13 protein-coding genes are annotated in these 15,356 nt (G+C 68.1%); 10 read left to right on the top strand and 3 right to left on the bottom strand.

Features of this window, described 5'->3' with window-relative positions:
• Positions 1 to 29 precede the first annotated feature (29 nt).
• Genes AC6H0N_RS05705 through AC6H0N_RS05715 form a run of 3 tightly spaced genes read left to right on the top strand, consistent with a single transcriptional unit; the run spans position 30 to position 2,880 of the window.
• The gene (locus AC6H0N_RS05705) at positions 30 to 425 is read left to right on the top strand and encodes a TraR/DksA family transcriptional regulator (RefSeq protein ID WP_497573098.1); all 396 of its coding nucleotides are present in this window, start codon (positions 30 to 32) and stop codon (positions 423 to 425) included.
• 18 nt (positions 426 to 443) lie between these two features.
• Entirely contained in the window at positions 444 to 1,865 is a 1,422-nt protein-coding gene (locus AC6H0N_RS05710) for a cytochrome ubiquinol oxidase subunit I (RefSeq protein WP_497573099.1), read from the top strand.
• Positions 1,858 to 2,880: a cytochrome d ubiquinol oxidase subunit II gene (locus tag AC6H0N_RS05715; protein WP_497573100.1), complete on the top strand. Its 1,023-nt coding sequence runs from the start codon at positions 1,858 to 1,860 to the stop codon at positions 2,878 to 2,880. The genes AC6H0N_RS05710 and AC6H0N_RS05715 overlap by 8 nt, the downstream gene beginning before the upstream one ends.
• A 39-nt stretch (positions 2,881 to 2,919) precedes the next feature.
• On the opposite strand, the gene AC6H0N_RS05720 is transcribed toward AC6H0N_RS05715, so the two are convergent.
• The 3 genes from AC6H0N_RS05720 to rpoN form a co-directional block, all read right to left on the bottom strand.
• Complete coding sequence (locus AC6H0N_RS05720) at positions 2,920 to 3,309, bottom strand: ChaB family protein (protein WP_497573101.1); 390 nt, start codon at positions 3,307 to 3,309, stop codon at positions 2,920 to 2,922.
• 133 nt (positions 3,310 to 3,442) lie between these two features.
• On the bottom strand, positions 3,443 to 4,030 hold the full coding sequence (locus tag AC6H0N_RS05725; RefSeq protein ID WP_497573102.1) for a hypothetical protein: 588 nt from the start codon (positions 4,028 to 4,030) through the stop codon (positions 3,443 to 3,445).
• Between the two features lie 41 nt (positions 4,031 to 4,071).
• Positions 4,072 to 5,442, bottom strand: a complete 1,371-nt coding sequence (rpoN, locus tag AC6H0N_RS05730; RefSeq protein ID WP_497573103.1) for an RNA polymerase factor sigma-54 — start codon at positions 5,440 to 5,442, stop codon at positions 4,072 to 4,074.
• Between the two features lie 462 nt (positions 5,443 to 5,904).
• Here rpoN and AC6H0N_RS05735 point away from each other — a divergent pair, with 462 nt between their 5' ends.
• The 7 genes from AC6H0N_RS05735 to treZ all read left to right on the top strand — a co-directional run bounded on the left by AC6H0N_RS05735 (position 5,905) and on the right by treZ (position 15,354).
• Positions 5,905 to 6,498, top strand: coding sequence for a hypothetical protein (locus AC6H0N_RS05735; protein WP_497573104.1), 594 nt, complete (start codon positions 5,905 to 5,907; stop codon positions 6,496 to 6,498).
• Positions 6,499 to 6,580: 82 nt separating this feature from the next.
• A complete protein-coding gene (locus AC6H0N_RS05740; protein WP_497573105.1) occupies positions 6,581 to 7,711 on the top strand; it encodes a mechanosensitive ion channel family protein in 1,131 nt (376 codons plus the stop codon).
• Positions 7,708 to 8,817: a zinc-binding metallopeptidase family protein gene (locus tag AC6H0N_RS05745; RefSeq protein WP_497573106.1), complete on the top strand. Its 1,110-nt coding sequence runs from the start codon at positions 7,708 to 7,710 to the stop codon at positions 8,815 to 8,817. The genes AC6H0N_RS05740 and AC6H0N_RS05745 overlap by 4 nt, the downstream gene beginning before the upstream one ends.
• A complete protein-coding gene (gene glgX / locus AC6H0N_RS05750) occupies positions 8,814 to 10,985 on the top strand; it encodes a glycogen debranching protein GlgX (protein WP_497573107.1) in 2,172 nt (723 codons plus the stop codon). The genes AC6H0N_RS05745 and glgX overlap by 4 nt, the downstream gene beginning before the upstream one ends.
• Positions 10,986 to 10,989: 4 nt before the next feature.
• A complete protein-coding gene (locus AC6H0N_RS05755; protein ID WP_497573108.1) occupies positions 10,990 to 12,045 on the top strand; it encodes a DNA topoisomerase IB in 1,056 nt (351 codons plus the stop codon).
• Positions 12,046 to 12,223: 178 nt separating this feature from the next.
• Complete coding sequence (locus AC6H0N_RS05760; protein WP_497573109.1) at positions 12,224 to 13,438, top strand: glucose-1-phosphate adenylyltransferase; 1,215 nt, start codon at positions 12,224 to 12,226, stop codon at positions 13,436 to 13,438.
• On the top strand, positions 13,435 to 15,354 hold the full coding sequence (treZ, locus tag AC6H0N_RS05765; protein ID WP_497573110.1) for a malto-oligosyltrehalose trehalohydrolase: 1,920 nt from the start codon (positions 13,435 to 13,437) through the stop codon (positions 15,352 to 15,354). Before AC6H0N_RS05760 ends, treZ begins: the two co-directional genes overlap by 4 nt.
• The last annotated feature ends 2 nt before the right edge of the window (positions 15,355 to 15,356 follow it).

Below are 15,356 nucleotides of genomic sequence, written 5' to 3' on the forward strand. Positions count from 1 at the left end.
GCCCGGCAGGGCGCAACGAGGAGCGATTCATGAGCCATCTGAGCGAACAGCAACTGAACATCCTGGAGGAACTGCTAGCCGCGCGTGAGCAGGAGGTCAGGTCCGGCGTGCACGAGCACATCGACCGCCTGCGTGAAGTCAGCGAACCGGAAACCACGACGCCGGTAGGCGACACGGCCGACCGTGCCGATGTGGAACTGACACGCGACAACGAGAACGCCGCCGTCGTGCGCGAAGTGCGCGAACTGCGCGATATCGAGGCGGCGCGGGCGCGCGTCGCCGACGGCCAGGCTGGCATCTGCATCGACTGTGACGAGGAGATTCCCTTCGCCCGGCTGCAGGCCCAACCGACGGCTGCGCGCTGTGTGCCGTGCCAGGAGCGCTACGAGCGCCTGTACGCGCAGCCGACCGACAGCGTGCGCTGACGACAGGTCTGGCCAGCGATGGAGAGCCTCGATCCGGTGCTGTTGTCGCGGGTGCAGTTCGCCGCCAACATCACCTTCCACATCCTGTTCCCGGCGATCAGCATTTCGCTCGCCTGGGTGCTGTTCTATTTCCGCCTGCGCTTCGATCGCAGCGGCGACGCAGCGTGGATGCAGGCCTACCGCTTCTGGGTGAAGATCTTCGCGCTGACCTTCGCGCTGGGGGTGGTCAGCGGCGTCACCATGAGCTTCCAATTCGGCACCAACTGGCCGGGCTACATGGAAACCGTCGGCAACATCGCCGGTCCGCTGCTGGCCTACGAGGTGCTGACGGCGTTCTTTCTGGAGGCGACCTTCCTCGGCATCATGCTGTTCGGCACCGGCCGGGTCAGCCGGCGCGTGCACATCCTGGCGACCTTTCTGGTGGCCGCCGGCACCACGCTGTCGGCGTTCTGGATTCTGGCGCTCAATTCGTGGATGCAGACGCCGGTCGGCTTCGAGATGATCGACGGCCGCGCCCACGCCACCGACTGGCTGGCGATCCTGTTTTCGCCGTCGTTTCCGTATCGCTTCACCCACATGATGCTGGCCTCGGGGTTGACCACGGCCTTTCTGGTTGCCGGCGTTTCAGCCTGGCGCTGGCGCCGCGGCGATCACGCCGGCGAGGTGCGCGCGGCACTTGGCACCGGCCTGCGCCTTGCGGCCCTGCTGATTCCGCTGCAGATCCTGGTCGGCGACCTGCACGGCCTCAACACGCTGCACCACCAGCCGGCCAAGCTGGCCGCGATGGAAGGCATCTGGCAGACCCAGACGCGCGCCCCGGCCGTGCTGTTTGCGTTGCCGGACGAGACCACGCGCAGCAATCGCTACGAGATTGCGGTGCCCGGTCTGGCGTCCTTGTACCTCGGCCATTCCTTCGACGCCGAGATCCAGGGCCTGGACGATTTCGTCGGTGAGCACCCGCCGGTGCGGCCGGTGTTCTTCGCCTTCCGCATCATGGTCGGCATCGGCATGTTGATGCTGCTGGTGTCGTGGCTGTCGGTGTACCAGTTGCGCCGTCGCGGGGTGTTGGGGCCGGGCCTGCTGCGCGTGCTCGTGGCGATGACGTTTTCGGGCTGGGTGGCACTGGTGGCGGGCTGGTACGTGACCGAGATCGGCCGCCAGCCATGGCTGGTGTATGGCGTGCTGGCCACGGCTGACGCCGCCACCGACACGCCGGCGACGCATATCGGCATGACCCTGAGCATGTATCTGACGCTGTACGCCGTGCTGCTGACGGCTTTCATCACGGTGGTCTTCCACCTGGCCCGCAAGGCCGGGGCGAGCGACGAGCCCAAGCGCATGAATCCGCTCCACGACCCCTTCGAGGCCGGCGTCGGCGTGGCGCAGCGCGAACGTCCCGAACCTGACGCCGGCCCTGCACAGGAGAAGCGTGATGACTGAACTCGGTGACGCCAACGCCTGGCTGCCGCTGGTGTTCCTCGGTGTGATGGGGCTGGCGGTGCTCGTCTATGTGGTGCTCGATGGCTATGACCTGGGCCTGGGCGCCTTGCTCGGCCTGGCCAGCGATGCCGACAAGGACATCATGGTGGCCTCGATCGGGCCGTTCTGGGATGCCAACGAGACCTGGCTGGTGCTGGGCGTCGGCGTGCTGCTGACAGCCTTTCCGCTGGCCCACGGCATCATCATGGGCGCGCTCTATCTGCCCGTAGCGGCCATGCTGGCCGGTCTCATCCTGCGCGGCGTGGCCTTCGACTTCCGGGTCAAGGCCCAGGCCCAGCACAAGCCGTGGTGGAACCGTGCCTTCTGCGTCGGCTCGCTGCTTGCCGCACTGGCCCAGGGCTACATGCTGGGCATGTTGGTGGTGGGCTTCGAGCGCACGCCGACCAACGTGGCCTTTGCTGCCTTCATCGGCCTGTGCCTGGCGGCCGGCTACTGTTTGCTCGGCGCCGGCTGGCTGCTGATCAAGGCCGAGGGCGCGCTGCAGCGCCGCGCCGCGCGCTGGGGTTGGTGGGCGCTGTGGCCCACGGCTTTCGGCATTGCGGCGGTGTCGGTGGTGACGCCGTTTCTGAGCGAGGGGATCTTCGAGAAGTGGTTCTCCATTCCCGAGGTCTTCCTGCTGGCGCCGATCCCGCTGATCACCGCCGCACTGTTCGTGCTCGCCGGGGTGGCGCTGTACCGCCTGCCGGCGCAGTTGCGGGAGGGGCGCCAGGGCTGGGCGTGGGTGCCCTTTGCCGCCACGGTGGCGATCTTCATCCTGGCCTTTCATGGCCTGGCCTACAGCCTGTATCCGTGGATCGTGCCGCAGCGCATGGACTTGTGGCAGGCCGCGGCTGCGCCCGAGTCGCTGCGCTTCATGCTGGTCGGCATTGTCATCGTGCTGCCGCTGATCGTGGCCTACACGGTGTTTGCCTATCGCGTGTTCTGGGGCAAGGCGACGCAGCTCGACTACGGCTGAGCGCCGCGGTGAAGGGCCGCAGTGTTGCGGCCCGTGGCTTCAGTCCTGGTGCTTGGCGATGGCGCGGGCGAGTTCGGCCTTGTTCATCGACGAACGCCCGCGGATGTTGAGGTCGCGCGCGCGCTCGTACAGCTCGCGTGCGGTGTGGCCGTTGTAATCCACGCCGCCGAAGGATTCGCCGCGGTCGCGCCCGTCGCGCGGCACGGACTTTTCGGCGCGCGGGTCGGACGGCCCGCGGCGCGCCTTTTCCTCCCAGTGATCGCCGACCTTCTCGAAGCTGTGCTTGAGGGCGGAAATCGCCGTGCGACTGGCGCGCTCGCCCTTGCCGTACTGGCGCTCGGCGCTTTCCAGGGTCTTGGCATAGGTGCGTCGCGCCTTGGCCGACGAGCGTTTGATGGTGTCGGGAATGCTGATCTGATTTCGGGGCATGAATCTCTCCTGAAAGTCAGGCGGAAGTGCCTGCCGGAAGGCATGAAATCCGCGTGCCCGGGCGGCTGCTTGCCGCTCCCCGCGTGACGCGCCGCGCTACCGTCGGCGGCGAGGCGCATCACGCAGTGCTGCCTTACTGCTGGTCGTCCCGACGCAGCAGGGTCTTGATGGGTTCGCGCGGATCGAAGTCCAGCCACTCGCCCTTGTGCCATTCGCCCAGGGTGCGGTCGACCTGGCGCGCACGGCAACGATCGAGGATGTCCGCTGCAGCGGCTTCCTGCTCTTGCGTGTCCACCCGCACGGCAACCATCGGACCGGGCGGCGGCTCAGCCGGACTGTCGCGGCTGGCGTTTTCGGGATCGGGATCGTCGGTGCCCCACAGCGCTCCGGAGAAGGCGCCCAGATAGGCGCCGAGGCCGGCGCCGGCGAGGGCGCCCACCGGCCCGCCCGGCGTGCCAAGCAGCGCGCCGGCGGTGCCGCCGGCCACGGCTCCTGCCGCGCCGCCGCCAACCGCGCCGGCGGCGGCGGTCTTGCCGGCGTCGCTGGCGCCCTCGTCGCTCTTGGCGTCACCGCCTATGGGGTGAAGGTCGTGCTGACCGGGGAGGTTGAGGAAGTAGGTGGCAAAGTCGTCGCGGCTGAAACCGGCGTCTTCCAACTCTGCGGTGGCCTGATGCAGGTCTTCGATGTGGGCGAAATGCCCGGCAATGATGACTGTCGTCATGGGTCGTGTCTCCTGGTTGGGAACGCCGCGGGTAGCGGCGGTCATGAGGCGCGCCCGGCAACCCGGCGCAGTTCCACGCTGGGTACGCGCATGAGCGTACGGTACTTGGTCACGGTACGACGTGCCAGTTTCAGCCCCTGTTCGGCGAGCAGATGGGCCAGCCGTGCGTCGGACAACGGGGTTTGCGGGTCTTCGGCTGCAATCAGCTCCTTCATCAGCGCCCGGATGGCGGTGGCCGAGCACGTGCCGCCATCGTCGGTGGCGAGCTGGCGCGAGAAGAAGTACTTGAACTCGAACAGGCCGCGCGGCGTGGACATGTACTTGCCGTTGGTGACGCGGCACACGGTGGACTCGTGCAGACCCAGTTCGGTGGCGATGTCCTTGAGGCCCATCGGCTTCATGGCGGCATCGCCATACGTGAAGAACAGGCGTTGGCGCGCCACGATGGCGTCGGCCACGCGCTGGATGGTGTTGAAGCGTTGTTCGACGTTGCGCAGCAGCCAGCGCGCCTCCTGCAACAGACCCGAGAAACTGCCGCCGCCGCGCCCGGAGGCCAGATCGGCGTAAGCGCGGTTGATGCGCAGTTGCGGCTGCACGGCCGGATTGAGCGTCGCCACCCAGCGCCCGCGCTGAAAGGTGACGAAGATGTCGGGCACCACATAGCGCGTGTTGTCGGGCGCGAAGCCGCGCCCCGGGCGCGGTTCGAGCGAGCGGATCAGCGTGCGTGCGCTGTGCAGCTCATGCTCGCTGCAGCCCAGGCTGTGCTGCAGGCGATTGAATTCGCGTCCTGCGAGCAGCTCCAGATGCGTGTCGACGAGTTGCAGTGCCAGCGTCAGATCGGGGGTGTCCGACGGCAGTGCGCGCAGTTGCAGCAGCAGGCACTCCTGCAGCGAACGCGCCGCGATGCCGACCGGCTCAAGGTGCTGCACCAGCTTCAGCGCGGCGTTCAGTTCGCACAGATCGACCCCGTCTTCGGGCGGGATCAGCTCCAGCAACTCCTCCAGCGGGGTCTCCAGATAACCAGCGTCGGTCAGCTCGTCGATGATCATGTGGGCGAGCGTGCGATCACGGTCGCTCATCGTCGAGAACAGCAACTGGTCGCGCAAATTGTCGCGCAGCGAGACCGGCGATTCGGTCCAGTCGGTCCAGTCCGAATCCTCGTCACTGCCGCCGCGCCCGCCGTCATAGGTCGGGGTCGGCGCAATGTCTGCCGCAGACGGGCTGGTAACGGCAGGGGTTGGCGGCGGCGCGGGTCGGTCGGGGTCTTCTTCCAGGAAAGGGTTGGTGGTAACCGCCTGTTCGACTTCCTGGGTGAATTCTTGCGAGGACAGCTGCAAGAGCCGTAAGGCTTGCCGGATTTGCGGGGTGATCGCCAGGTGCGGGCGCATGCGCATTTCCATTCCGAGGCTCATGACGTTTCCTTCCTTTGCGTTGCATGGCCTGCGGGCGGGGTGCCGCGGGCCGGGCTACAGACTTCGCAAGGTCCATGCCAACGTGCTCGCGCCCGCGGGTGCTGGGCTGCCGCCCTGTTGCCGCCCGCCCGGGCGGGAAGGTTTTACATCCGGATAGTAAGAACTTCCCATCTGTTGGCGCCGCGAAAATGCGCTTGGAATGGCTGTGCAGCGGCCCCATCCGCAGGCGCAGGCCCGTGCTTTCGCACATCTCCCTTGATCCCGTCCGGGGTGCGGCAAGCCATCTCCTCGGTCTTTCCTCAATCCAGCAAACAGGCACTTTCAGACCGCCCCTGCCTTCAGGCACGCCGAATGCAGGAACGGGGTGGCTGGCTGCAGTCCGCCCCACTCATTGGGCGGTCGGGGGCTGGCACGGAAGGGCGTCTGCACCTCCGCAGGCCCCCGCGAAATGGAGGAAGAACCATGAATTCGATACGACTGCGTCAACTGGTGGCAGTGATGGCGGCTGGCGGCTTGCTGACGGCCTGCGGCCCGGAAGAGCCGGCGGATTCTCAGCCTGACGGCATCCCCGCTCCCCCGTCCAGCCCCTCCGCCCCGCCGGCGAGTTCCATGCCGCCGGCGGTGCCGCCGACCAACGTCGCGCCCCAGACGCCGCCTACCAACAACGGCACGGATTCGGGCAGCGGCATGGGCTCGGGCAGCGGCATGGGCTCCGGCACTGGAACGGGCTCGGGTACTGGAACGGGCTCGGGTACTGGAACGGACTCGGGTACCGGAACGGACTCGGGCAGCAGCACGGGCACCAGCGGCGGCATGACCGGTACCGGCTTGAGCACCGACGGCGGGGCAAACTCGCGCGACGTCGATACGGTGCCGGGCGCCAACCCCGGGGCTGGCCCGGACGGCACGCTGCCGCTCAGGCCGAATTCGTCCCTGGGCCTGCCGCCGTCCGTTCAGGCCACGGCGCAGCAAGACTACGCCGCCGGCGTGGCACTGGCCGCTGCCGACCGTGCGAGTGCATGGGCGTCGCCCCTGGCCGAGCGCACGCGCGGCTGAGCAGCATGGTTGACCGGGCGTTTCCTCGCAGTGCGCCGCCCTGCCTCGTGCAGGGCGGCTTGCGCTTATGCGGGGGTGGCGAATGAATGAGGCTACCGAGCTGTTGGCGCGCTATCCGTGGATCGCGCTGCTGTTGCAGTGCGTGGTGGCGGTGGTGATTGGTCTCGTTCTGCATGCGGTGTTCGACCGCCTGTGGGGACGGATCAGCCGACGTCATCCGACGATTCAACGAATCGTGGACTACACGCGCCGCATGCGACGCCTGTTGCTGCCGGTGTTGCTGGTGCACCTCGCGCTGACCGACGCGGCGATTCCGGCCGGCGTGCTGGCCGGCCTGCGCCAGCTCATGTCGATCGCCGTCATCCTGCTGGTCACCGTGCTGGCGATGCGCGTTGTTGCGGCGCTGGCCGACGCTACGGCGGCGCGCCATCCGACCACCGTGGCGGACAACCTGCAAGCGCGCGCCATACATACCCAGGTGCGCGTGCTGGCGCGCATCGCCATGGTCATAGTGGGTCTGCTCGGTCTCGGCTCGGTGCTGATGACCTTCCCCAACGTGCGCCAGATCGGCGCCAGCCTGCTCGCCTCGGCCGGCCTGGCCGGCATCGTCGCAGGTCTGGCCGCGCGCCCCGTGCTCGGCAACCTCATCGCCGGCCTGCAGATCGCGCTGGCACAGCCCATCCGCGTGGACGACGTGCTCATCGTCGAAGGCGAGTGGGGGCGGGTCGAAGAAATCACCGGCACCTATGTAGTGGTACGCATCTGGGACGACCGCCGGCTGGTCGTGCCGCTCGAGTACTTCGTTCAGAACCCGTTCCAGAACTGGACCCGACGCACTTCCGACCTGATCGGCTCGGTGTTCCTGTGGGTCGATTACCGCATGCCGGTGCAGCCGCTGCGTGACGCGCTCAAGGACATCCTGGAGCAGGCGCAGGAATGGGATGGCCGGGTGTGCGTGCTGCAGGTCACCGACTTCAGCGACAAGGCAATGCAGTTGCGCGCGCTGGTCAGCACCCGCGATGCTGGGCTGGGCTGGGATTTGCGCTGCAAGGTGCGCGAGCAGCTGATTTCCTTCATGCAGGAACACTATCCGGAGTGGCTGCCCCAGCACCGGGCCACCATCGAGCGGCCGGCGCGTGAGGGCGCCATGTCGCCGGAGGCCGCCGGCTGGCCCGACAGCCCTGTGGAAGGCACACAGGCGCCGGCGCCATGAAAAGCTTTCAGTGTGAGCGTTGCGGCTTCGTCGCCTTCTTCGAGAACGACCTGTGCGGAAAGTGCGGGGCGCGGCTCGGTTTCGTGCCGGAAGAGCTGGCCATGGCCGCCTTCGAAGTTCGGCCGGACGGTCGCTGGCAGCGCCTGGGCGTCGATGCGCAGCAGGGCGAGGCACTGGCCTGGCAGCCCTGCCACAACTACGCCAATCACCAGATCTGCAACTGGATGGTGCGTGCCGAAGACGCCAACACGCTGTGCCGCTGTTGCCGCCACACCGATCTCATCCCCGACGTGAACAATCCGTACGAGAAGGCCGCCTGGCTCAAGCTCGAAGCGGCCAAGCGTCGGCTGTTCTACTCGCTCTACCAGCTCGGCCTGCCGGTGGACGGCGAGAACGGCTACCCGCTGATGTTCGACTTCCGCCGCGGCAGTGGCGGCGAGCAGGCGCCGACCACCGGCCACCTGCACGGCACCATCACGCTGGACATTGCCGAGGCTGACGACAGCGCCCGCGAAGCCCGCCGCGTGGCGCTGGGCGAGCTCTACCGCACGCTGCTCGGCCACTTCCGCCACGAGATCGGCCACTACTACTGGGAGCGCCTGGTCGACGGCGGGCCGTGGCTGCCGGGCTTCCGTCAGCTCTTCGGCGACGAGCGCCAGGACTACGCCGCCGCCCTCGCCGCGCATTACGCCGCGCCGCCGTCGACCGACTGGTCGCAGCACCACATCAGCGCCTACGCCGCCGCCCACCCGTGGGAAGACTGGGCGGAGACCTGGGCGCACTACCTGCACATCAGCGATGCGCTCGACACCGCTGCGCACTGGGGCTTCGCGCTGCATTCCGCTACCAGCGAGGGCGGGCCGGTCGGCGTGCCTGACGTTGCCAACGGCGCCCGCCCGTTTCGCCAGGTGCTGCTGGAGCAGTGGCTGCCGCTCAGCCAGTTCCTCAACAACATGGGCCGCAGCCTGGGACAGGGCGATGCCTACCCCTTTGTCATCGCCAACACGGTGCTCGACAAGCTGTGCTTCGTGCACGACGTGATCAAGGCGGTGCGCACGCCGCGCGACGATTTCGCCGCCCCCATCGAACAGGGAGGATGGCAATGAGCTTGCCGGCAGAGCTGCGTCTGGAGCCCGGGCAGCCGCATCCGCTGGGGGCGACCTGCACCGGCGACGGGGTGAACTTCGCGGTGTTCTCGGCCCACGCCAGCCGCATCGAACTGTGCGTGTTCGACGCGGACGGCCGTAACGAGGTCGCGCGTCTGGAATTGCCGGAATACACCGACGAGGTGTGGCACGGCTTTTTGCCCGGCGCGCAGCCCGGACTGGTCTACGGCTACCGCGCCCATGGGCCGTATGTGCCGGAAGAAGGCCACCGCTTCAACCCGCACAAGCTGCTGCTCGACCCCTACGCCACCGAGCTGGTCGGCCGCCTGCGCTGGAGCTCCGTGCTGTTCGGCTACGACATGCGCAACCGCCGCGAACCCGGCGCCGGCTTCGATCGTCGCGACAGCGCCTCGGCCATGCTCAAGGCCCGCGTCACCTCGCCGGAGCCGGCGCGCGAAGTGCCGCTCGCGCACCGCGTGGCGTGGCCGCATACGGTGATCTACGAAGCCCACGCGAGCGGCCTCACGCGCTTGCACCCGAATGTGCCGGCCAAGCTGCGCGGCGGCTTCGGCGGCATCGCAAGCCCGGCCGTGATCGACCACCTGCGCAGCCTCGGCGTGACCTCGCTGGAGCTGCTGCCGGTGCATGCCTTCGTGGATGACGCCCACCTGCTCGAGCGCGGGCTGCGCAACTACTGGGGTTACAACAGCCTCGGCTTCTTCGCGCCCGAGCCACGCTATCTCCCCGGCGCTGGCGCGCAGGCCTTCCGCGAGATGGTCGAGCGACTGCACGACGCCGGAATCGAGCTCATCCTCGACGTGGTCTACAACCACACAGCCGAAGGCAACGAGCTGGGGCCGACGCTGAGCTTCAAGGGCCTCGACAACGCCTCTTACTACCGGCTGGCGCCCGACCGCCGTCACTACATCAACGACACCGGCACCGGCAACACGCTCAACCAGAGCCACCCGCGCGTCGTGCAGATGGTGCTCGACAGCCTGCGCCACTGGGTGCACCTGGGCGTGGACGGCTTTCGCTTCGATCTGGCCACCGTGCTCGGGCGCGAGGACGCCGGTTTTGACCCCGGCTGCGGCTTTCTCGACGCCTGCCGGCAGGATCCGCTGCTCGAACGCGTCAAGCTCATCGCCGAGCCCTGGGACTGCGGCCCCGGCGGCTACCAGCCGGGCAACTTCCCGCCCGGCTGGGCCGAGTGGAACGACAGCTTCCGCGACACCGTGCGCTCGTTCTGGCGTGGCGACGAAGGCCAGGCCGGCGATCTCGCCGGCCGCCTCACCGGCTCTGCCGAGCGCTACAACCGTCGCGGCCGGCGGCCGTGGGCCAGCGTCAATTTCATCACCGCCCACGACGGCTTCACGCTGCACGACCTCGTTTCCTACAACGAGCGGCACAACGAAGCCAACGGCGAAGACAACCGCGACGGCCATTCCGACAACCGTTCGTGGAACTGCGGCGCGGAAGGCCCGACCGACGATGCCGAGATCATCGAACTGCGCGAGCGTCAGAAACGCAACCTGCTCGCCACCCTGCTGTTCGCCCAGGGCACGCCGATGCTGCTGGCCGGCGATGAGCTGGGTCGCAGCCAGCAGGGCAACAACAACGCCTATTGCCAGGACAACCGCATCGGCTGGATCGACTGGCCCGCGCTGGCCGGCGGCGCTGCCGCACAGATCGCCTTCGTGCGCCGGGTGCTGGCCATCCGTCGGGCGCTGCCGGTGCTGCGCCCGGCGCGCTTCGCCACCGGCGGCCATCCCTCGCACGAAATGCGCGACGTGATCTGGCTGTCGCCGTCCGGCGAAGAGCTGCAGTCCGAGGCCTGGGACGATCCGGTGATGCGCTGCTTCGGCATGCTGGCCGACGGGCGCGCCCACCTCGGCACCGGCCCCGAGCCGTGCGCCGACATGGTGACGCTGCTGATCCTCAATGCCGCGCATGTGGCCGTGGAATGGACGCTGCCGACCGTCGCCGGCGTGACGCGCTGGACACTGCTGGTCACGACCGCCCTCGATGGCCCCGACGGCTGCCCGGATTTTGGCGTGGGTGACAGCTACCGCGTCGGCGCGCGCTCCCTGCTGCTGTTCGCGGCCATGCCCGACAGCGACGAAAACTACATGCGCGAATTTGTCGCGCGGCTGGACGGGGAGGGCTGAGGCCATGGCCGAAACCTGCACCAGCGTGCTGCGCAATCGCTATCTGCGCCGCGAGGCGCTGCCCGGCGGCGGCTTCCGCTACCTGCGCCCCGACGGGCGGGAATACCGCAATCGCGCCGGGCTGGCGCGCATCGCCGCGCTGGCCGTGCCGCCGGCTTATCGCGAGGTGTTCGTCAGCCCCGATCCGGACGAGGTGCTGCAGGCCTTCGGGCGTGACGCCCGTGGCCGCCTGCAATACCGCTATCACCCGGATTTCGTGCGGCGCCGCGCCATGCACAAGTGGCAGCGTCTGGCGCGCTTTGCCGAGGCGCTGCCGCGGCTGCGCGAACACACCGAGGCCGACCTGCGCCGCCCCGGCCTGCCGCAACGCAAGGTGCTGGCGCTGATGGTGCGCCTGCTCGACTGCATGCATCCGCGCGTGGGCGGCGCCGCTTACGCGCGGCAAAACCGCAGCTATGGCCTGAGCACGCTGCGCAAGCGCCACGTGCGGGTGGACGGCAGCCTGCTGATGCTGCGCTACACCGGCAAGCACGGCGTCGAGCAGGAACAGACGCTGCGCGATCGCCGCCTGGCCCGGCTGGTCGGGCGCCTGCTCGAACTGCCCGGCAGCGTGCTGTTCAAGTGCGACGACGGCAGCGGCGGGGTGCGGCCGGTGCGGGCAAGCGAGCTCAACGCCTACATCCGCGACCTCGCCGGCCCCTTCAGCGCCAAGGATTTCCGCACCTGGGGCGGCACCGCCCGAGCCGCCTGCATTCTGGCCGCGGCCGGTGCGCCGGCGGACGAGCGCAGCGGCGCCAAGGTACTCACGCGCTGCGTGCGCGAGGTGGCGGCGCAGCTTGGCAACACCGCCGCGGTGACGCGGGCGAGCTACATCTGCCCGGTGATTTTTGACCTCTACCTCGCCGGCGAGCTGGCCGATGCAGCGGATTCCGATGGCACTACGCCGCTGCCCGACGACGTGCTCAGCCGCCTGCTCAAGCGTGGCCTGCGGCGTCGCGCCACGGCCACGCCGCGCAGTGCCTTGCCACCGCGGGCCGCTGTGCGGGAGTTGCGCGCATGAGACGCGACACCACAACGCCCCGGCGAGGGCTCACCCATTTCCGCCGTGCGCAGCGCACGGCGGCCATTCAAGCGCCGGCCGGCGTACCCCGCCCGCATCCGCGGGCCGTGGCCGCTGGCGCCATTACTACCGGAAGGCCCGCCATCGGCCGCCGGTTCTTCAACCAGAGAGGCACATCATGATTGCTGGCAAATCCGTACTCGCGTTCGTCATGGCAGGAGGGGAAGGCAGCCGTCTGCACCCCTTGACTGCCCAGAGATCAAAACCCTCGGTGCCGTTCAATGGACGCCACCGCATCGTCGATTTTGTGCTCTCCAATCTCATCAATTCGGAGATCTTCTCGATCTACCTGCTGGTGCAATACAAGTCGCAGTCGCTGATCGAGCATGTGCGTCGCTCGTGGGTCATGAGCCCGGTGATTCCGCACCACTTCGTCACTGTCGTGCCGCCGCAGATGCTCAACGGACCGGAGTGGTTCCAGGGCACGGCCGACTCGGTGTACCAGAACCTGCACCTGATCGACCTGATCAAGCCTGATCTGGTGGCGGTCTTCGGGGCCGATCATGTCTATCGCATGGACGTGCGGCAGATGGCGCGCTTTCACCTCGACAGCGGCGCCGACGCCACCGTGGCGGCAATTCCGGTGCCGCTGTCGCAGTGCTCGTCCTTCGGCATCATCCGCACCGACAACGACCACCGCATCCGCGAGTTCCAGGAGAAGCCCGCGACGGCCGAGCCGATGCCCGGCCGTTCGGACCATGCGCTGGCCTCGATGGGCAATTACATCTTCAACACCGGCGTGCTGGTGGATGCGCTCAATCGTGCGCATTCGCGCGGCGGCTACGACTTCGGCCGCAATCTGCTGCCGGCCTTGAGCGACAGCCATCGCGTGATGGCCTACGACTTTTCGACCAACACCGTGCCGGGCCTGCGCGACAGTGAGGAAATCGGCTACTGGCGCGACGTCGGCACCATCGAAGCCTTCTACCAGGCCAATTTCGACACGCTGGGCGAGTCGCCGAGCTTCTCCATGGCCAACCCGCACTGGCCGATCTATGCCGCACCCGATCAGACCGATTCGGCCCAGATCATCAACGGACGCATCCATTGCGCTTCGGTGGGTGCCGGCGTGCTGATTCGCGATGCCAGCGTCGAGCGTTCGATGCTGCGGCGCGAGGTCGTGCTGGAGCCGGGTTCCGAGGTCAGCGAATCCATCGTCATGGACCGCAGCGTCATCGGTGCCGGCGCCAAGGTGCGGCGCGCCATCATCGACCAGTACAACGTCATCCCGCCCGGCATGCAGATCGGCTACGACCTGGATGCCGATCGGGCCCGTTTCCACGTCAGCGACAGCGGCATCGTGGTCGTCGGCAAAGGGCAGCTCAAGCCATGAGTACAGCCTTCGCACATCCGGCCCTTCGGTTCTCGCGCGGCTGGCGGCGTGAGGATGAAGCCCGCCGCAACGCCAATTTCGAGCATCGCATGCCGTTCGGCACGCGCGTGCTGAACGCCTCCAACCCCGACGCCGGCTACCGCTTCCGGCTGTGGGCGCCGACGCAGCAGCGCGTCAGCCTGTGCCTGTACTGCGCCGACGGTGAGCGCATCGTGCAGGAGTGTTCCGTCTCCGACGGCTGGCACAGCTGCAAGCTGTGGCAGGCCCGCCCCGGCGATCTCTACAGCTTTGTGCTGGAGGATGGCCTGGAGGTGCCCGACCCGGCCTCGCGCTTCAACCCGCACGGTGTGCACGGACCCAGCCAGATCGTCGATCCGGCCAGTTTCCGCTGGGACGATGCCAACTGGCGCGGCCGGCGGTGGGAAGAGTGCGTGCTGTACGAGCTGCATGTGGGCACGTTCACGCTGGAAGGCACCTACGCAGCCGCCGAGAGCCGGCTCGACGAGCTGGCCGGGCTGGGCATCACCGCCATCGAACTGATGCCGCTGGCCCAGGCTTCGGGCCATCGCGGTTGGGGCTACGACGGCGTGCTGCCGTATGCGCCGGCGGCCGACTACGGCACGCCGGACGAACTCAAGCGCTTCGTGCAGGCCGCCCACAAGCGCGGCCTGATGGTGTTTCTCGACGTGGTCTACAACCACTTCGGGCCGGACGGCAATTACCTCCACGCCTACGCGCCGCAGTTCTTCACCGATGCCTACCAAACGCCGTGGGGCGGCGCCATCGCCTACGCCGGCGACGCGAGTCAGACGGTGCGCGATTTCTTCGTGCACAACGCCTTGTACTGGCTGCAGGAATACCGCTTTGACGGCCTGCGTCTGGACGCCGTGCACGCCATCTTCGACGACAGCCGCCCGCACATTCTCGAAGAGATCTCGCTGCGGGTGCGTGAGCGCGTGCGCGACCGTCACGTGCATCTGGTGCTGGAGAACGTCGACAACCGCGCCAGCCTGCTTGGCCCGCCGGCGACGCCGGGGCGCTACGAAGCGCAGTGGAACGACGACTACCACCATGCCGCCCACGCGCTGCTCACCGGCGAGCAGGATGGTTACTACGCCGACTTCGCCGACAGTCCGGTGCGCCTGCTGGCACGCTGCCTGGCCCAGGGCTTTGCCTACCAGGGTGAGTATTCCGAGTTTCACGGCGGTCCGCGCGGGGAAGCCAGCGCCAGCCTGCCGGCCAGCGCCTTCGTGAACTTTTTGCAGAACCACGACCAGGTCGGCAACCGTGCGCTGGGCGAGCGGATCATCAAGCTCACCACCGTGCAGCGCCTGCGCGCGCTGGTTGCGCTGCAACTGCTGGCGCCGCAGCCGCCCTTGCTGTTCATGGGCGAGGAAGCCGGCGCCACCACGCCGTTCCTGTACTTCTGCGACTACAGCGGAGAGCTCGGTGAAGCGGTGCGCGACGGGCGCCGCAAGGAGTTCGCCGACTTCGCCCAGTTCGACACCGAGGCCATTCCCGACCCCTGCGCGGAATCGACCTTTCTCGCCAGCAAGCTCGACTGGGACGCCCGCCGTCTGCCCGAAGCGCAGGAGTGGCTGAGCTTCTACCGCGAGCTGCTGGCGCTGCGCCGTCGTCTCGTCCAGCCGCTGCTGCCGCGGCTCGTGCCGGGGCGCTGCGCGCGGGTCTTCGCCGGTGACAACGCCTTCGAGTTGCGCTGGCAGACCAGCGACGGCTTCACGCTGGTGCTCGCCGCCAATCTGTCCGGCCTCGATTCGCCGCCACTGCCCGAACCAGGCGTGCCGCCCTTTGCTGCCGTCGGCGCCGAGGCTCGTGACAACGGCGGCCGGCTGGGGCCGTGGGCCGTACGTGCCTATGTGCTCGATGCCCTCAATCGACCACCGGAAGAGGACTGAGC

It is taken from the genome of Pseudazoarcus sp. NS34 (assembly GCF_059703725.1).